Annotated in this window: 16 protein-coding genes and 1 pseudogene; 9 read left to right on the forward strand and 8 right to left on the reverse strand. The window is 68.6% G+C overall.

What is annotated here, in order from left to right; translation table 11 throughout:
- Positions 1–303: 303 nt before the first annotated feature.
- Complete coding sequence (locus NR101_RS17460; protein ID WP_256776115.1) at positions 304–5,589, reverse strand: putative Ig domain-containing protein; 5,286 nt, start codon at positions 5,587–5,589, stop codon at positions 304–306.
- Positions 5,590–5,858: 269 nt separating this feature from the next.
- On the opposite strand from NR101_RS17460, the gene NR101_RS17465 reads away from it, so the two are divergent.
- Genes NR101_RS17465 through NR101_RS17480 form a run of 4 tightly spaced genes read left to right on the forward strand, consistent with a single transcriptional unit; the run spans position 5,859 to position 8,114 of the window.
- Positions 5,859–6,392 (forward strand): tail fiber protein, encoded by a 534-nt coding sequence (locus NR101_RS17465; protein WP_256776114.1) that lies wholly within the window; start codon positions 5,859–5,861, stop codon positions 6,390–6,392.
- Between the two features lie 52 nt (positions 6,393–6,444).
- Positions 6,445–6,975, forward strand: a complete 531-nt coding sequence (locus tag NR101_RS17470) for a tail fiber protein (RefSeq protein WP_256776113.1) — start codon at positions 6,445–6,447, stop codon at positions 6,973–6,975.
- A gap of 30 nt (positions 6,976–7,005) precedes the next feature.
- Complete coding sequence (locus NR101_RS17475; protein ID WP_256776112.1) at positions 7,006–7,545, forward strand: tail fiber protein; 540 nt, start codon at positions 7,006–7,008, stop codon at positions 7,543–7,545.
- Positions 7,545–8,114: an N-acetyltransferase gene (locus NR101_RS17480; RefSeq protein ID WP_256776111.1), complete on the forward strand. Its 570-nt coding sequence runs from the start codon at positions 7,545–7,547 to the stop codon at positions 8,112–8,114. The genes NR101_RS17475 and NR101_RS17480 overlap by 1 nt, the downstream gene beginning before the upstream one ends.
- On the opposite strand, the gene NR101_RS17485 is transcribed toward NR101_RS17480, so the two are convergent.
- The 4 genes from NR101_RS17485 to rmuC form a co-directional block, all read right to left on the reverse strand.
- The gene (locus NR101_RS17485; protein WP_256776110.1) at positions 8,107–8,397 is read right to left on the reverse strand and encodes a hypothetical protein; all 291 of its coding nucleotides are present in this window, start codon (positions 8,395–8,397) and stop codon (positions 8,107–8,109) included. The two genes, NR101_RS17480 and NR101_RS17485, sit on opposite strands and share 8 nt — an antisense overlap.
- Positions 8,398–8,496: 99 nt before the next feature.
- The gene (locus tag NR101_RS17490) at positions 8,497–9,057 is read right to left on the reverse strand and encodes a glutathione peroxidase (RefSeq protein ID WP_256776109.1); all 561 of its coding nucleotides are present in this window, start codon (positions 9,055–9,057) and stop codon (positions 8,497–8,499) included.
- Positions 9,058–9,112: 55 nt separating this feature from the next.
- Positions 9,113–9,481, reverse strand: a complete 369-nt coding sequence (locus tag NR101_RS17495) for a hypothetical protein (protein ID WP_256776108.1) — start codon at positions 9,479–9,481, stop codon at positions 9,113–9,115.
- 74 nt (positions 9,482–9,555) lie between these two features.
- Positions 9,556–11,139: a DNA recombination protein RmuC gene (gene rmuC, locus NR101_RS17500; protein ID WP_256776107.1), complete on the reverse strand. Its 1,584-nt coding sequence runs from the start codon at positions 11,137–11,139 to the stop codon at positions 9,556–9,558.
- Positions 11,140–11,205: 66 nt separating this feature from the next.
- On the opposite strand from rmuC, the pseudogene NR101_RS17505 reads away from it, so the two are divergent.
- Positions 11,206–11,667 (forward strand): annotated as a pseudogene (locus tag NR101_RS17505) (glutathione binding-like protein); the annotation flags it as partial.
- 6 nt (positions 11,668–11,673) lie between these two features.
- Here the strand turns inward: NR101_RS17505 and nfsB are convergent.
- Both nfsB and NR101_RS17515 read right to left on the reverse strand, forming a co-directional pair.
- Positions 11,674–12,327 carry an oxygen-insensitive NAD(P)H nitroreductase gene (gene nfsB, locus NR101_RS17510; RefSeq protein ID WP_256776105.1) on the reverse strand — a complete coding sequence of 218 codons (654 nt, stop codon included), beginning with the start codon at positions 12,325–12,327 and terminating at the stop codon, positions 11,674–11,676.
- Positions 12,328–12,374: 47 nt separating this feature from the next.
- Positions 12,375–13,382: a zinc-binding alcohol dehydrogenase family protein gene (locus NR101_RS17515; RefSeq protein ID WP_256776104.1), complete on the reverse strand. Its 1,008-nt coding sequence runs from the start codon at positions 13,380–13,382 to the stop codon at positions 12,375–12,377.
- A gap of 91 nt (positions 13,383–13,473) precedes the next feature.
- On the opposite strand from NR101_RS17515, the gene NR101_RS17520 reads away from it, so the two are divergent.
- From NR101_RS17520 to NR101_RS17530, 3 genes are all read left to right on the forward strand, one after another.
- Positions 13,474–14,397, forward strand: a complete 924-nt coding sequence (locus NR101_RS17520; RefSeq protein WP_256776103.1) for a LysR family transcriptional regulator — start codon at positions 13,474–13,476, stop codon at positions 14,395–14,397.
- Positions 14,398–14,457: 60 nt separating this feature from the next.
- Positions 14,458–15,084, forward strand: a complete 627-nt coding sequence (gene leuE / locus NR101_RS17525; RefSeq protein ID WP_256776102.1) for a leucine efflux protein LeuE — start codon at positions 14,458–14,460, stop codon at positions 15,082–15,084.
- Positions 15,085–15,257: 173 nt separating this feature from the next.
- On the forward strand, positions 15,258–15,626 hold the full coding sequence (locus NR101_RS17530; RefSeq protein ID WP_256776101.1) for a hypothetical protein: 369 nt from the start codon (positions 15,258–15,260) through the stop codon (positions 15,624–15,626).
- Positions 15,627–15,631: 5 nt separating this feature from the next.
- On the opposite strand, the gene NR101_RS17535 is transcribed toward NR101_RS17530, so the two are convergent.
- A complete protein-coding gene (locus NR101_RS17535) occupies positions 15,632–16,534 on the reverse strand; it encodes a LysR family transcriptional regulator (RefSeq protein ID WP_256776100.1) in 903 nt (300 codons plus the stop codon).
- Positions 16,535–16,679: 145 nt separating this feature from the next.
- Between NR101_RS17535 and NR101_RS17540 the strand changes: the two genes are divergently transcribed.
- Positions 16,680–17,675, forward strand: a complete 996-nt coding sequence (locus tag NR101_RS17540) for an aldo/keto reductase (protein WP_256776099.1) — start codon at positions 16,680–16,682, stop codon at positions 17,673–17,675.
- Positions 17,676–17,724 lie beyond the last annotated feature (49 nt).

Genomic DNA, 17,724 nt, shown 5'->3' on the forward strand with positions numbered 1-17,724 from the left:
CCCATGCCCTTGGAGGCGAAATAAAGGAGGAGGGGGCGGCCGCAGGCCGACGCCGGGGGCGTCGCCGGAAAGGGCATGGGGGCCCAGCGACCGACTCACCGACTGCCGCTTGAGGCGAAATAAAGGAGGAAGAGGCGGCCGCAGGCCGACGCCGGCGGCGTCGCCTCCAAGGACATGGACCCAGCGCCCGACCCACCAACCGCCGCGAAAAAATCCAGAGCGCGCTACGCACTAGCCACACGGAGGGAGAAGAACTTCTTGCCCCACGGCATCGCGCCACCGGTAACCGGTGGCGCGTACCGCTTACAGCTGCTTGTCCAGACTGATCTGCACGCCGTGGTCGCGGTCCTCACCGCTGCCCACCAGCCCGCGGTAGTCCACGCGCAGGCCCCAGTCGCGACCGAAGTCGAACATCACCCCGGCGCCCAGCATCCAGCGGTTCCGGTCGAAGCTGTCCAGCGAGGTCCGGTAGAACGGCACCCCGACCAGATCGGCGTACTGCATCGTGGCGGTGCCACTGCCGCTGAAGTCGTGCTGGTATTCCACCCGCAGCTGCGGCGTCCAGGCACCCCATGCAGCGGTCTTGCGTGTCTCGATGCGCAGGCCGGCGTTGCCGGTGCTGGTGTCCACGTCCTGGTCGCCGTAGCGCAGGGCGAACAGGTCGCTGCCCTGCTCGACATAGCGGTCGAGCGTGCCGCGCGAGGCATCCAGTCGCGCATACGGGGTGAACTGCCAGCTGCCACGGACCAGGTCGGCGCCGACAGACAGCGAGCCGAACCACTGGCTGCCATCGCGACGGGCATGCACGAAGCTGCCGTCGCTGGTCACGTAGCGGCGCAGGTCGTAGTCCAGCAACTGGTGGCCCAACAGTGCATCCACGAACAGATGCTGGCCGGGGCTGTAGCTGCCGTACACCGCCAGGGTGAAGGCCTGGCCATCGCTGCGGCTGCCGTTCTCGCCCACATCGGTGCGGTCGCGACCGTAGCCCAGGCCGACGCCAAGGGCCAGGTCCTCCCCGACCTGCAGGTCGCTGCCGAGGGTGACGCCGTCGGTATTGAAGTCACCGCCGGCACTGCCGCGTCCGTTGGTCCGGCCGGTGCGGATCGTACCGCCCACCCACAGGCCGAGCGCTGCCTGCGCGCCAGTGCCGGTCGCGGCCGGCGCATCCAGCCCCGGTTCCCGATCGAACGGCTGGCGACGCTGGGCGTCGCAGTCACTGCCGGGCAGGCTGCCTATCGCCGGATCGCAGCGCTGCGGCCCATAGGCCAGGCCAAGGTTGTTGCTGAAGCCGTTGCTGCGGCTGGCCCCGTGCAGGCGCTGCATGCGCTGCTGGAAGTTCTCGATCTGCGAGGTCGCAAAGCGCCGCGCGGTATCGGCCTGCGCCGACAGCAGCCCGCGCACTTCCGGGTCGCGGGTCGGGTCCGGACGCTGGGTGACCTGCACGGTGTAATCGCGCGTGCCGGTGAAGCCAAGTGCATCGGTGGCGGTCACCGTGAAAGCGGACGCACCGGCTGCGGTGGGCGTGCCGGTAAGCGCGCCGGATGCGGCCAGCGCCAGGCCGCCGGGCAGCGCGCCGGTGGTTACCGCGTAGGTGTACGGGGCGGTGCCACCGCTGGTGGAGAGCTGCTGCTGGTAGGCGTTGGCGAACAACCCGGCCGGCAGGGTCGACGGGGTCAGCGTCAGCACCGGCGCAGCCACGCTGAGCGTGTAAGCCTGGGTCACGGTGGCCGGGGTGCCGGTGGTGCTGTCGGTGGCGGTCACGCTGAAGGCAACCGTGCCCACCGCGGTGGGCGTCCCCGACAGGCGACCGCTGGCGGCATCCAGCGCCAGGCCCGCCGGCAGGGTGCCGGTGGTGATGGCGAAGGTGTACGGCGCTACGCCGCCGCCGGCAGCGAAGGCTACCTGGTAGGCGCTGCCCGCCGTGGTCGGAGTCAGGGCGCCGGCGGCCGGCGTCAGGCTCAGCGTGGGCGTGGCCACCTGCAGCGTGTAGTTCTGGACCACGCTGGCCGGGGTACCGGTGGTGCTGTCGGTGACGGTGACGATCAGCGCGAAGCTGCCCGCCTGGGTCGGCGTACCCGACAACACACCGGTGCCTGTGTCGAACGCCACGCCGCTGGGCAGCGTGCCGTTCAACGCGTAGGTGTACGGTGCGACGCCGCCGGCAGCGGTGATCGGCTGCTGGTAGGCACTGCCCGCCGTGGCCGGTGACAAGGTGGCCGGGGTCACTGTCAGGGTCGGGCTGGCCACGTTCAGCACGAAGCCCTGGCCGGTGGTGAACGGACCGGTGCCGGTGCTGCTGTCGGTCGCCGAGGCCTGCAGGTTGAAGCTGCCGGCCTGGGTCGGGGTACCGCTGACGGTGACGCTGTCGACGGTGCTCGCGGTGATCGACAGGCCGGCCGGCAGGTTGGCCACCTGGTAGCCGCTGTAAGGCGCAGCGCCGCCGGACCAGGTGAAGGTCTGGCTGTAAGGCACGCCGGCCACCGCCGAGAACACGCTGTTGGCGCTGACGGTGATGGTCGGGGTGCCCACGCTGACCGTCACCGTGCCCGGCGCTGAAGTGCCGGTGCCGTTGCTGGCGGTGTAGGTGAAGCTGTCACTGCCGGCGAAGCCTGCTGCCGGCTGGTAGCTGATCGAGGTCGGGCCGGTCACCGTGGCGGTGCCGTGCAGCGGTGCGGTACCGACCGCCACTGAATTGGCCGCCCCGCCCGACAGCGCGAGCGTCACCGGCGCGGCCGGCGCACCGTAGGCCACCGAGGTGCTGACATTGCCAGCGACCGGCAGGCCATCGGCCACGGTGATCGCCATCGCGGTGCTGACCGAATACGGTGCACCCACGCCGGTGCTGCTGTCAGTGGCGGTAACGGTGAAGTTGAACGTGCCCAGCGTGGTCGGCGTCCCGCTGATCACACCGGTGCCGGCCAGGTTCAATCCCGGCGGCACGCTGCCGGCGGTGATCGCGTAGGAGTAAGGCGCGGTGCCGCCGCTGGCCGGGCCGACGGTGACGGTATACGGCTGGGCGAGCGTCGCCCCCGGCAGTGGGCCACCCGGCAGCACCAGCGTGGGTGCACCCACGGTGAGCACGTAGGCCTGCGTACCGGTGTAAGGACCCGGCGCTGCACTGGTATCGGTCGCGGTCACCGTGAAGGGATATGAGCCGCCAGCGGTGGGTGTACCGGAAAGCACCCCGCCTGCGCTCAGGGTCAGGCCCGGCGGCAGCGAGCCGGTGGTGACCGCATAGCTGTAGCTGCCACTGCCGCCGCTGGCGACGATGGTCTGGCTGTAGGCAACGGCGATCGCCGGAGGCGGCAGCACCGCCGGCGCAACGGTGACCGGCTGGTCATCGTTGAGCACGGTCACGATGCCCTGCGCATCGGCGAGGGTGGCATTGGTGGGTCCGGTCAGATTGACCGCGAAGGTCTCGTCGGCTTCCGGCGTGGTGTCGCCGTTGACGGTGACCGCAATGGTCTGGGTGGTCGCGCCGGGTGCGAAGGTCAGCGTGCCGCTGGCGCTGGTGTAGTCGGTGGGCGCGACGGCGCTGGCATTGGCGGTGGCGTAGTTGACGGTGACCGTCTGCCCGCTGGCCGCCGACAACGTCACCGTCAGCGTGGCGGTGACCGTGCCGGCGTTGCCCTCGGTTACCGAGGTGTCATTGATCGACAGCGACGGCAGCGCATCATCATTGACGATCGTACCCAGGCCCTGCGCGTCGGCGACGGTGGCACCGGTGACGTTGCTCACATTGACCAGGAGAGTTTCGTTGGGTTCGTTGAACGTGTCGCCGTTGACCAGCACGGTGAAGGTCGCGCTGCTGCTTCCCGCCGCAATGGTCTGCCCGGTCAGTGCCTGGGCGACATAGTCGCTGCCGGCGGTGGCGGTGCCGTTGGCGGTGGCGATGTCGAAGCTGACCCCGCCCGGGCCCGCCGGCGCGTTGAGCGACACGGTGAAGGTGAACGCCGTGGTGCCGCTGTCGCCTTCATTGAGGCTGACGTCATTGATGCTCAACGCCGGCTGGTCGTCGTCAAGGATCGTGCCGGTCGCACTTGTCGGTGCGCCGACGCCATAACCGGTGCCTGCAGCCAGCGTCAGCACCACGGTCTCATTGGCTTCCACGCTGCTGTCGGCCGTGGGCGTGACGGTGATCGTCCCGCTGGTGGCCCCGGCTGCAATCGACAGCGGCGAGGACACCGCCGCGTAGTCGGTGCCGCTGGTGGCGGTACCGCCGACGGTGTAGGCGATCGACAGCGGCACCAGGCTCGGCTGGTCCAGGGTGACGGTGTAGACCAGCGGGGTGCCGCTGTCTTCGTTGACCGTGGCCGGGGACACCGTGATCGATGCCGTGGGCACATCGTCATTGAGGATCGTGCCGGTAGCGCTGGCCGGCGCACCGACAGTGTAGCCGCTGCCGGCAGCGACGGTGAGAATCACCGTTTCGTCGGCTTCCACGGTAGCGTCGGCGGTCGGGTTGATGGTGACCGTGGCGGTGGTGGCGCCCGAGGGAATGGACACCGTGGCGACGCCGCCGGTGTAATCCACGCCACTGGTCGCCGTGCCGCTGGTGGTCAGGTTGACCACGGTCGGCGAGGACAGGTTGAGGCTGCGGGTGACGGTGTAGACCAGGTTGGTCCCCCCATCCTCGCTGACGCTGGCCGGTGCCACGGCGATGCTGACGCTGGGCGCCGCGCTCACCGTCAGGGTGAAGTTCTCCACCTCGAAGTAGGTGCCGGTGCCGGTGCTGCTGTCGGTGACGCGGATGGTCACCGGATAGGTACCGGGGGCTGCCGTGGCGGTACCGCTGATCACCCCACCTGCAGAGAGTGACAACCCGGTGGGAAGGCTGCTGGCTTCCATCGCGTAGGCGAAGGGCGCAACGCCGCCGATGGTGGTCAGCGTCTGCGAGAACGCCACGCCCTGGATGGCCGTGGCGGCGGTCGGTGACAGGGTGAGGCTGGGATTCTGCACCGTGCCGCTGTAGGTCTTGTCGGCGGTGGCCGAGGTGGCATCGGTGGCGCGCACGGTGAAGGTGTACGCACCGCGCTGGGTGGGCGTGCCACTGATCACACCGGCGTTGACGGTGATGCCAGCCGGCGGGGTACCGGCTTGCAGCGTGAAGGTATACGGTGCAGTGCCGCCGCTGGCGCTGAGCGCCTGCGATACCGCCGTGCCGGCGGTCAGGGTGAGCGCGGCCGGTGCGACCACGATCGTGGAGTTGGCCGGGGTGATGGTGACCGTGACCCGGACAGTGTCGCCATCGGTGTCGGAGAATTCGAAGACATCGCTGGTGGCGGTGTCGCCGCCGTGACCGTAGTCGACGAACCAGCTGCCGCCGGTGATGCGCAGGTTGGCGGTGCCGTGCGATGGCAGCTGCGGGCCGTCCACGGCTCCCTCGCCGGCCAGGGCGATCGGATTGGCGCAGGCGGTGACGTTGATCGCCACGGTGCCGCCATTGCCCACGGTTGCCGACTGGGCCGGACAGATCGACGAGGTATGCGCGGCCCACGCGGCGCTGGACCAGCACAGCGCGGCGCAGAACAGGACGAGCACGGTCGAGAAAACACGCGCGGTACGCGCGTATCGGGTACGGAGTGCCATGACCTTTCCCCCTTGGAAAGAATCCACCTGGATGCAGAACAACATCGAGGTGCGCGTCCCGTGCCGGCTGCCCCGGGAGCATGATGCTCCCGTCGTTCCTTGACGTCGCCAGCGGCAGGCATTCCACGCCTCCCCCCTTTGGCGCCATTGGAACAGAGTCCCCGTGTCGAAGAAAGGCCCCCAGCAACGGGACTTGTGAACAGCCTGAATGGCGTTCAGAGTAGCTGCGCGCCAGTCCGGCGCCGCGCTCAGCATCCAAGGGGGATCAGATGAGCGAATTCTTCATCGGCCAGATCATGATGGCCGGGTTCAATTTTGCACCCAAGTATTTCGCGCAATGCAACGGGCAATTGCTGCCCATCAACCAGAACCAGGCTTTGTTTTCACTACTGGGCGTGCAGTACGGCGGCAATGGCGTCACCACCTTCGGCCTGCCGGATATGCGCGGGCGCACGCCCGTCGCGTATGCGCCATCGGCCGATGGAGCATGGCAGCCGCCGGCCATGCAGATCGGTCAGCAGGCCGGGACCGAGAACGTGACCCTGTTGCCCACGCAGTTGCCTGCGCATGGCCACCAGGTCGTGGGCGTGGCCGCTGCCGGCGACAACCGCAACCCCACCGGGCGCACGTTCGCTGGCGGCGGCACGACCAAGCTGTATGCAGCCCAGGGTGGCGCGCTGGTTGCACAGGCACCGTCGTCGGTCGCCCCGGCAGGCAGCACCCAGCCCCATCCGAACATGCAGCCCTACGCCACGCTCAACTTCTGCATCGCGCTGCAGGGAATCTTCCCCTCCCGCAGTTGATCACGGGGCCGGCCGTTGCCGGCCATGCGTTACTCACAAGGAGCATGATCAGATGAGCGTACCTTTCGTCGGCGAAATCCGTATGTTCGGATTCAACCGCGTTCCCAGTGGATGGCTTGGCTGCAACGGCGCACTGATACCGATCGCAGAGTACGAAGTGCTCTTCGCGCTACTCGGCACGACCTTTGGCGGTGACGGCCAGAGCACCTTCGCCGTGCCGGACATGCGCGGCCGCGTGCCGGTGCACATGGGCCAGGGCCCGGGGCTCAGCAATCGCCCGCTGGGCGTGGTGTCCGGAACCGAGTCGGTCACGCTGACCCTGCCACAGATGCCGGCCCACACCCATGCGCTGTCGGTCTCCAGCGGGGTGGCCACGCTGGAGGCGCCCGCCGCCACCGCGATACCGGGCGCCGTCAGTGGCGAGACCTTCTATGTCACCGACACCAACGGGGCGACCGCACTGGCGATGGAGGCGTTGGCCGTGACCAGCAGCGGTGGCAACCAGGCGCACGAGAACTGCATGCCCACCCTGACGGTGCAGTACTGCATCGCCTGGGCCGGCATCTTCCCGCAGCAGCCCTGACCCTTCCTTCGTTACGCCCAGAGAACCGACATGACCGAACCTTACATCGGACAGATCCAGCCGTTCGGCTTCAACTTCGCCCCTAACGGATGGGCGTTCTGCAACGGCGCTACGCTGGCGATCCAGCAGAACACCGCCCTGTTTTCGCTGCTCGGCATCCAGTACGGCGGCAACGGCACCGTCACCTTCCAGCTGCCCAACTTCAGCGCCCGCGCGGGTGGAGGGACGGGCACCGGCAACGGCCTGACCCCCCGCTCGATCGGCGACACGTTCGGCGTCTCCCAGGTGGCCTTGAGCACATTGGAAATGCCCGCACATGCGCACACGCTGACCGCGTTCGCGCAGACCGACACCAGTAAGCGCAGCGGCGTACCGGTTGCCGGTGGTGGTCTTTCCCAGCCCGGGTCCAACGCCGTCAAGCCCTTCAGCAATGCAACGCCGGACACGCCGCTGTCCCCGTCCATGCTGCTACCCAACAGCGGTGGCAACCAGCCACACAACAACCAGCAGCCCTACCTGGCGGTGAACTTCTGCATTGCCCTGCAGGGCGATTACCCTGCGTTCGACTGATGCTGCCCGCGACGCTGGCGCCGTTCCCTCCGGAGCGGCGCCCAGCGCTGGCCGGGGTCGCCGGGGACACTGGCTGGCAATGGCGCGCGCTGCGCGACGATGACCTGCCCTGGCTGGTGCAGCTGTATGCGAGCACACGCGAGGAGGAACTCCGGTCGGTGCCCTGGCCGGACGCTGCCAAGCGGCAGTTCCTGTCGCAGCAGTTCGTGGCCCAGCACCAGCACTACCTGGCCCGGCACCCACGCGCGCATTACCTGGCGATCCTGCGCGAGGACCAGCCGGTGGGGCGCTTCTATGTCGATGAAGAAGGTGAGGAAGATCTCATCGTGGACATCAGCCTGCTGCCGTCATCGCGCGGCACCGGTATCGGCACGGCGGTGATCGGTTGCCAACAACAGGCCTGTGCGGGACGCGGTCGCGCGCTGCGGCTGCATGTGATGCAGCACAACCACGCTGCGTTGCGCTTGTACCAGCGGATGGGGTTTGTCGCCACCTCGGCGGCGGCGGCGGCGGCGGGCGAACTTTACCTGCCCATGCGCTGGGAGCCCACGGGCCGTCCCCTCAGTTGAACACGGCCTGGTACAGGAAGCCGGCACGTTCCTGCGCGATCGGCACCAGGAAGATGCCCACCTCGCCCACCCGCGCATGCCGCATCGGATAGATCTGCTGCGGAAAGACGATCGGCGCGCCATTGCGGAACAGCAGCGAGAACGGCGCACGTGCGGTATCCGCGCGCGTCTGCGGCAGTGGCCGCGCCTCGACCAGCACGAACTCCATCTGCATGCCATCGAACTCGGCGGCGAACGTCTCGTTCACGCAGCCGGCAAAGTGTTCAAGCGTCAACAACTCCATGTCCCGTTCCCCAGTCGCGTACCGCAGGCGTAGCGGCATCGAACATCCTCGCTGCATCGCGTGGCGCGCACAAGCGCCACGCGATGCACTGCGCGTGGATCAGGCCGCCAGCGCCGCGTCGATCGCCGCCACCAGGCGCGCATCGTCAGCCGGCACGTCCGGGGCGAAGCGGGCGATGACCTGGCCATCGCGGCCCACCAGGAACTTTTCGAAGTTCCACAGCACGCCCGGCGCCGGGTTGACCACCAGCTCGGGGTACTTGGCCACCGCGCCCTGCAGCTTCTCGCGCATCGGGCCTTCGCCGGTGGCGGCCGGCTGGGCAGCGGTGAGCTGCTGGTACAGCGGATGGGTGTCGGCACCGGCCACGCTGATCTTGGCGAACAGCGGGAAGCTCACATCGTATTCCAGCTGGCAGAACTGCTGGATCTCCGCCTCGCTGCCCGGCTCCTGGGCCAGGAAGTTGTTGGCCGGGAAACCCAGCACTTCCAGCCCGGCGTCGTGCTTGTCGGCGTACAGCTTCTGCAGGCCTTCGTACTGGGGAGTCAGGCCGCACTTGGAGGCGACGTTGACCACCAGCAGCACCTTGCCGCGGTAATCGGCCAGCGACGACGGCTGGCCTTCAATGGTGTTGACGGGGATGTCGTAGACGGTCTGGGGCACTGCAGGTTCCTTGCATTGGAAAAGGGAGGCACGCGATGGCGATGCCATGGGAATGTCAGTCGACGCAGATCGTGCCGATCGCCACGCCGCCGTCGATGCGCTGACGGCAGCCGAAGTTCTGGCTGACATCGCGCTGGCATTGGCCGGTGGCCTTGGCGCCCGGTGCCACCTGGCCCTGCGCCAGACACTGGCCGGTGCACTCGGCTTTGGCGCTGCAGGTTTTGCCGGCATCGGGATAGGCCACCACGCACTGCACGCGCTGCAGGCGGCCCAGCGGCTGCAGCGCGCCGCCGCTGGCGGCGCAGTCGGCAGCCTGTTTGGCCGCCGTCGCGGCGGCCACCGATGCGGCGTCTTCGGGCGAGGGCGAGGTACTGGCGCAGCCGGCCAGGGCCAACAGCAGGGACAACAACAGGGTCAGGCGCATGCGGGCTTCCTTGAACGATCGGCAGATGCCATAGCATGCGCGATCACGTGCATGCATTGCATGTACGCCACGTGTCACTCCGCCGCGTCGGCACGCTCATCGGCGGCGCTGTCCTCGTCCTCGCCGGGGATCTCCTCCAGCAGCTCCTGGCTCTGTTCGGCGCTGAGCGACTCCACCCCGCGCAGGCGGCGTTCGATGGTGCGGGTCTTGCGGCTGGCCTCGCCGAGGCTGCGGCCGACGGTGCTGATCTGCTTCTCGGCCTTTTCGAGGATGCCGGCAAACTTGCCGAACTCGCTCTTGACCGCCCCGAGCAGGCCCCACACTTCGCTGGAGCGCTGTTCGATGGCCAACGTGCGGAAGCCCATCTGCAGGCTGTTGAGCAGCGCGGTGACGGTGGTCGGTCCGGCCACCACCACCCGGTGCTCGCGCTGCAGCAGGTCGACCAGGCCGGGACGGCGGATCACTTCGGCGTACAGACCCTCGGTGGGCAGGAACATCACCGCGAAGTCAGTAGTGTGCGGCGGCGCGATGTACTTGTCGCAGATCGACTTGGCCTGGATGCGGATCGCGCGTTCCAGCTGGGTGCCCTGTACGCGCACGCCGTCCACGTCGCCCTGTTCCTGCGCATCGAGCAGGCGCTCGTAGTCCTCGCGCGGAAACTTGGAATCGATCGGCAGCCACACCGGGGTGTCGTCATGCCCGCGGCCGGGCAGGCGCACGGCGATATCGACGATCTCGCCGCTATCCGGGCGTACCTTCACCCCGCGCGCGTACTGCTCCTGGGTGAGGGTCTGCTCGAGGATGTTGTCCAGCTGCACTTCGCCCCAGCTGCCGCGGTTCTTGACGTTGGTCAGCACCCGCTTGAGGTCGCCCACGCCGGTGGCCAGCTGCTGCATTTCGCCCAGCCCGCGCTGTACCTGTTCCAGGCGGTCGGAGACCAGCTGGAACGAGGCACCCAGGCGCGCTTCCAGCGTGGTCTGCAGTTTTTCATCGACGGTGACCCGCATCTGATCGAGCTTTTCGGCGTTGTCGCTCTGCAGGCTCTTGAGCTGCTGCTCGAGCGTGGCGCGCATTTCGCCGATGCGCGTCTCGTTGCGCTGGGTCATGTCCTGCAGGCGCTGGCCCAGCGATTCGGCCAGGCGCTGCTGCGACTGTGCGGTTTCCTCGCGCCCCTTGCGCGCGTCTTCGGCCAGGGCCTGGCGCAGCGCGGCCATGTGCCCGTCGGTACGGGTGGTCAGCTCCACCAGCTGTTGGCCGAAGGCTTCAATGCGGGCCTGCTGCTGATGGCCGAAGACCTCCAGTTGAGCGCGCATGTCCTGCAGGCGCAGGGCCAGCAGCTCACCGGTGCGCTGCTGGGCCTGGCTGCCTTCCTCGCGGGCCTTGCGCGCGTCTTCGCCCAGCGCGTCGCGCAGCAGGTCCAGGCGCTGGTCGGTGCGGGTGGACAGCTCGGTCAGCGCGCGGGCGAAGGTCTCCAGCCGCGCATCCTGCTGCCGGCCCAGGCCTTCGAGCTGCTCGCGCAGTTCGCTGCGGCCCACCCGCGCCTCTTCGCGCAGGCTCTGCTCCAGGCCGCCATGCTGGGAACGCCGCAGCAGGACCACCAGCTGCAGGACAAGGACGGCACAGACCAGGCCGCCGAGAATGAGGAATTCGGTTTGCATGACGGCAAGTGTAGGCTGAGCCGGTCTCATTGGCTGCGCCGGGCGGATCCATGTTGGAGCTGCACGGTACTGCGCGATGACGACTTCGTGCTGTGGGAGTCCAACAGCATCTGCCGCTACCTGGCCACCCGCGAAGGGCGGCACGACCTCCTGCCGCAGGCACCGCAGGCACGGGCGCGGGTGGAACAGTGGATGGACTGGCAGGCCACCGATCTCAACAACGCATGGCGCTATGCGTTCATGGCCGGCGTCCGCCGGCATCCGGATTACGCAGATGCGGCGGCGGCGGCATCCAGCCTCGCGCAATGGCACCGTTTGATGGGCGTGCTGGACACGCAGTTGGCGCACACCGGTGCGCACGTCGCCGGTCCCGGGTTCAGCCTGGCCGACGTGGTGCTGGGCCTGTCGACCCAGCGATGGCGCCTGACCCCGGGCGACAAGCCGGCACTGCCGGCCGTGGACGCCTGGTTCGCGCGCCTGCGGCCACGTCCGGGCTTCGCCCTGCACGTGGACAACGGCGTGCCCTGACAGCCCTCAGAGGTGGGTGAACACCTGTTCGCGCGGCAGCCGCGACTTGGGCAGGTCGGCGTTGAAGTTGGCCTCGCTGCCGTAGCCCAGCGCTACCAGCACCACGCTGGTCAGGCCGCGTTCGCGCAGGCCCAGCTCGGCGTCCAGCACTGCGGCATCGAAGCCTTCCATCGGGGTGGCGTCCACGCCATGCACGCCGGCAGCCAGCAACAGCGTGCCCAACGCCAGGTACGTCTGCTTCTGCATCCAGTGCTCCACATCGCCCAGCGTATGCCGGTGCAGGTCCACGAAGTGGTGCAGTGCGCCGCGCTGGCCCTCGCGCGCTTCGTCGCTGGGGTAACGGCCATCGGCGGTTTCCTGTTCGATTATCTGCGCCAGGTAGGCATCGTCGATGCTGGTGCGGGTGGCGAACACGATCACGTGCGAGGCGTCGGTGATCTTGGCCGTGTTGAACGGCTGGTGGGGCTGGGTGGCACGGGCGATGCGCGCACGCGCCGCATCACTGGCAGCCACCAGGAAATGCCAGGGCTGCGAATTCACCGACGAGGGCGCGTGGTGCAGCACGTCAAGCAGATCGTGCAGCACCGCTGGCGGCAGCGTGCGGGTGGGGTCGTAGGCCTTGGTGGTGTGGCGGCGGCGCGCCACCGGTGCGAGGGTCATGTGGATCGGTTCCGTGGGGGATACAGGGGTGCGGGGTGCAGGGGGACTCAGAAGCCTTCGAGGACCAGCTTGCCGCGCGCGCGATGGCTCTCGATCAGTGCATGGGCCTGGCGCAGGTTGGCGGCATTGATGCGGCCGTAGTGCTCGCCCAGGGTGGTGCGCAGCACGCCGGCATCGACCAGCGCGGCGACACGTTCGAGCAGGTCGTGCTGACGCTGCAGGTCCGGGGTGTTGAAGCTGGAGCGGGTGAACATCGACTCCCAGTGCAGCGACAGGCTCTTGCGCTTGAGCGCCATCACATCCAGCTGGCCCGGATCGTCGATCAGCGCCAGCTGGCCCTGCGGCGCCAGCACGGCCACAATCTGGTCGTAGTGCTGGTCGGTGTGGGTGAGGCTGGCCACGTGCGCGACCGCCTCGATGCCCAGACGCTGCAGGCCATCGGCAAGCGGCTGCGAATGATCGATCACATGGTGGGCGCCCAACGCATACACCCAGTCCTGGGTCTCCGGACGCGACGCGGTGCCGATCACGGTCAGCTGCGTCAGCTGACGCGCCAACTGGATCAGGATCGAACCCACGCCACCGGCGGCGCCGATCACCAGCAGGGTCTGGCCTTGGCCACCGCCCTCGGGGATGCGCAGCCGATCGAACAGCAGCTCCCAGGCAGTGATCGCGGTCAGCGGCAATGCCGCAGCGGCGGCATCGTCCAGGCTGGCCGGCTTGTGCCCGACGATGCGCTCATCCACCAGCTGGTACTCGGCATTGCTGCCCGGACGGCCGATCGCCCCGGCGTAGAACACCGCATCGCCGGGCTGGAACAGGCTGACCTCGCTGCCAATCGCGTCCACGATCCCGACCGCATCCCAGCCGAGCACGCGCGGTTCGTCCACGGCCACGCCGTTGCGCACCTTGGTATCGACCGGGTTGACCGAGATCGCCCGTACTTCCACGCGCAGGTCACGCGGGCCGGGGCTGGGGATCGGCAGGGTAATGTCCTGCAGCGCGCGCGGGTCGCTGATCGGCAGGCCGTGCTGGGTATAGGCGATTGCTTTCATCGAGGGCAAGTCCGTTCGGGAAGACCCACAGCCTGCGCTTCACCCCGGCCGGCAGAAAGGCGCAAAATCGGGCAGCACTTTCACTGCAGGAATGAAAATGGTCCGCATCGACGACCTGGGGCTGTTCGTGCGTACGGCGGCGCTGGGCAGCTTCTCCAATGCCGCCCGCGAGGCCGACCTGCTGCCCGGCCAGGTCGCCGCGGCCGTGGCGCGGCTGGAACGCGAGCTGGATCTGCGCCTGTTCGTGCGGTCCACCCGCAGCCTGCGCCTGACCGCCGAAGGCGCGCTGTACCTGCCCTATGCGCAGGAGGTGCTGGCCACCCTGAGCGAGGGCGAGGCGCGGGTGCGGGGCGAGGATGCCGAGCTGCGCGGCGTGCTGCAGGTGGCCGCGCCGTCGGACCTGGGCCGCAACGTGCTGCTGCCGTGGTTGAGCGAATTCCGCGCGGCGCATCCCAGGCTGCAGCTACGCCTGCACCTGTCCGACCAGGTTGCCGATGTGTTCCGCGACCCGGTCGACATCGCCTTCCGGCTCGGTCGCTTCGACAACGCCAGCTACGTCGCCCTGCCGTTGCTGCCGGGCAACCGCCGGGTACTGGCGGCCTCGCCCGATTACCTGGCCCGGCACGGCGCGCCGGCCACCCTGGAGGCGCTCAAGGACCACCACTGCCTGCTCTACCAGCTGGCCGGCCGCGCCTACGACCGCTGGAACTTCGAGGTTGATGGCCGCCGGGTGGTGGTGCCGGTGCGCGGCAACATGGTCTGCGACGATGCCGATGTGGTGCGGCGCTGGGCCGTGGCCGGCGAAGGCATCGTGTTCAAGTCCTGGCTGGATGTGTGCGGGGATGTCCGCGCCGGCCGCCTGCAGGTGCTGCTCGGTGGCGCCGGCGACAGCCTGCCGTTGAACCTGGTGTGCCCGCATCGCAAGCAGTTCTCCCCGGCCATCCGGCAGCTGCATGCGATGTTGGAACAACGCCTGCAACCGCTGCTGAAGGATCTGCCCCGCCTGCCCGGCTGACGCTATCGGTGGACCGGGCCGTGCCGGACAATGGCGCACCCCCGTAGTCGAGTCGCCGCCATGCCGTGGATGGGCATCCAGGACCTGTGGACCTTTGTCGCTGCCGTGCTGGTGTTCCTGGCATTGCCGGGCCCGGGTACGTTCACCCTGCTCACCGCGACCGGTCGCGGCGGGGTACGCGGCGGTTACACCGCGCTGTTCGGTCTGCTGCTGGGCGACCAGATCCTGATGTGGCTGGCGGTGGCGGGCGTGGCCGCGCTGCTCAAGGCCAACCCGCTGGTGTTCCACGCGGTGCAGTACCTGGGCGCGGCCTACCTGGTGTGGATCGGCATCGGCCTGCTGCGCCGACCTCGCAGCAGCGGCGAGGAAGGCGGCATCCGCCTGCAACCGGGCCACTACTTCCGCCAGGCCGTGCTGATCAATCTGCTCAACCCGAAAGCGATCATCTTCTACATGGCGTTCCTGCCGTTGTTCATCGATCCGGCGCGGCACCAGGGCGTGGCAACGTTCGCGACCATGGCGGTGATCATCTTCGTGCTGGGGCTGGCGTACTGCTCGGTGCTGATCGGAGTAGGCAACCTGTTGCGTCGTAGGATTCTCCAGCATCCGCGTGTAGGGCTTTTGCTGAGACGGGTTGCCGGCATCTTCCTGGTCGGGTTTGGCGTGCGCCTCGGCGTCAGTGGCTGAGGCCCTGCCCTGCGTAGCGATGCGCGGCGTGGGGGATGGCGTGGGCAGAAACGCGAATAGGTAGCATCATCCAAGCAAGATCTTTCAATCGATAACTTGAGATTCCGCGTGACGCCCTCGGGGTGTCCAATCGGTGCCAACGGTCGCGGTCACCGCGTCCACGCGGAGATCCGATGTCCCCGGTGTATTTCGTCCAGCACGTATCCGGCCACGATGAGCGCCTGCTCGGCATGGCCACCGGCCGCATCGATCTGGGCCATCCGGCGGTCGGTCGCATCCTCGCCGGCCTGCAGCCGCTGGACCGGATCGATCTGCGCACCTCCCGCTTTGACTGCCACGCCAGCCTGGTGCTGGCCCTGCGCCGACACATCGACCATGCCGAACGCATCGCCAACGGCTGGCGCCTGTTCGATGCCGACGGCAGGCTACGCTGCAAGCGTTTCCCGGGCGATGCGCAGGTGATGTTTCCGCATGGGCTGCCCGATGGCGACCACTGGCTGCGAACGCTGCTCCAGCCCGGCTCGCCGGCGCGCTCGGACTGAGCGGGTCAGCGCGCGTGCATGGCCTGCCGCAGGTGATCGATGAACACCCGCAGCTTGGGCGCCATCTGCTCGCGCGCCGGGTAGTACAGGTGGAAACCGGCAAACGGCTGCTGCCAGTCCTGCAGTACGCATTGCAGCCGTCCGGCGGCGAGGTCATCGGCAAACAGCGCCTCGAATCCCTGTGCCATGCCCAGCCCGGCGCGCACCGCGGCATGGATCAGGCCGGCATCGTTGAAGACCAGCCGCCCCGCCACCTCGACCTCCACGTCGCGCCCCTCGCGGGTGAACTCCCAGGGCATCCGGCGGCCCGTGCTGAGCCGGTGCACGATGCACTCGTGGGCGACCAGTTCGGCCGGCGTGGCGGGCACGCCGTGGCGGGCAAGGTAGGCCGGCGTGGCCACCACCACCTGGCGCTCGAGTGGCCCGATCGGCACCGCGATCATGTCGCGGGCCAGGCTCTCGCCCAGCCGGATCCCGGCATCGAAGCCGCCGGCAACCAGATCGGCCAGCGCCGGCTCCACGAACAGTTCCACCTCCACCTGCGGGTACAAGGTGAGAAAACCGGGCAGGTGCGGCAGTACCAGCAGCTCGGCGGCGATGCGCGGCACGTTGATGCGCAGCTTGCCCGCCGGGACATCGCGCACGCTGTCCAGCGCGTCGAAGGCGGCATCGATCTGGGCCAATCCCACCCGCACCCCCTCCAGGAAGCGCGCCCCGTGTTCGGTGAGACCCACGCGGCGCGTGGTCCGGTGCAGCAACCGCACGCCCATGCCCGCCTCCAACGCGCGCACGGTCTGGGAGAGCGCCGACGGCGACACGCCGAGCTCGTCGGCGGCGCGGGTGAAGCTGGCATGGTGGGCGACGCGGGCGAAGGCGACCACGGCCGGCAGGGGACGCTGGGGATTCATTGTGAAGCCTGGCTTCAAGGAAGATGCAGGAGCAGCCAGTTTATCCACATGGTCCACGGGAGGATGCTGGGCACCCGGCGACCTCCCATGCCATCTGCATAACGGGCGCCGGACCAGTCCTGTTTCCCTTCCCCGGAGCTTCCCCATGCAGACCCGCACCCTTGGCCGCCACGGCCCCACCGTTTCCGCACTCGGCCTGGGGTGCATGGGAATGAGCGCCTTCTACGGCGGGCGCGGCAGTGACGCAGACGCCATCGCGGTGATCCATCGTGCGCTGGAACGCGGCGTGACCCTGCTCGATACCGCCGACATGTACGGCCCGCACACCAACGAGGTGCTGGTCGGCAAGGCAATCGCCGATCGCCGCGACCAGGTTTTCCTGGCCACCAAGTTCGGGATCAAGCAGGAACCCAGCGACAGCGCCGCACGCAGTGTCGATGGTCGCCCGGAGTATGTGATCGCCGCCTGCGAGGCCAGCCTGCAGCGACTGGGCGTGGACCACATCGACCTGTACTACCAGCACCGCGTGGACGCCAGCGTGCCGATCGAAGACACCGTCGGCGCGATGGCGCGGCTGGTCGAGCAGGGCAAGGTGCGCTTCCTCGGGCTGTCCGAAGCGTCGGCGGCCACCATCCGGCGCGCCCATGCGGTACATCCGATCACCGCCGTGCAGACCGAGTTCTCGCTGTGGTCGCGCGATCCGCAGGACAACGGCGTGCTGGAGACCGTGCGCGAGCTGGATATTGGCTTCGTGCCCTACTCGCCGCTGGGCCGTGGCTTCCTCACCGGCGCCATCCGCAGCCTGGCCGACGTCGATGCAGACGACTACCGCCGCCAGTCGCCGCGCTTCCAGGGCGACAACTTCAACCGCAACCTGGCGCTGGTCGATGCGGTCACCGCGATGGCACGCGGCAAGGGCATCACCCCGGGGCAACTGGCCCTGGCCTGGGTGCTGGCGCAGGGTGAGGACCTGGTGCCGATCCCCGGCACCAAGCGGATCGCCTACCTGGAAGAAAACCTTGGCGCGCTGCAGGTGCAGTTGAGTGCGGCGGAGCGGGCGCAGATCGACGCGATCTTCCCGGCCAACGCCGCCGCCGGCCAACGCTACGCGGCAGCGGCGATGGCGATCTTGAATCGCTGAGGGTGCGCCCACCCGCCCCGGCAATACACCGGGGCGGATGGGGGACAAT

The sequence above is a fragment of the Stenotrophomonas sp. Ste86 genome (assembly GCF_024519465.1).
Taxonomy (GTDB): Bacteria; Pseudomonadota; Gammaproteobacteria; order Xanthomonadales; family Xanthomonadaceae; genus Stenotrophomonas.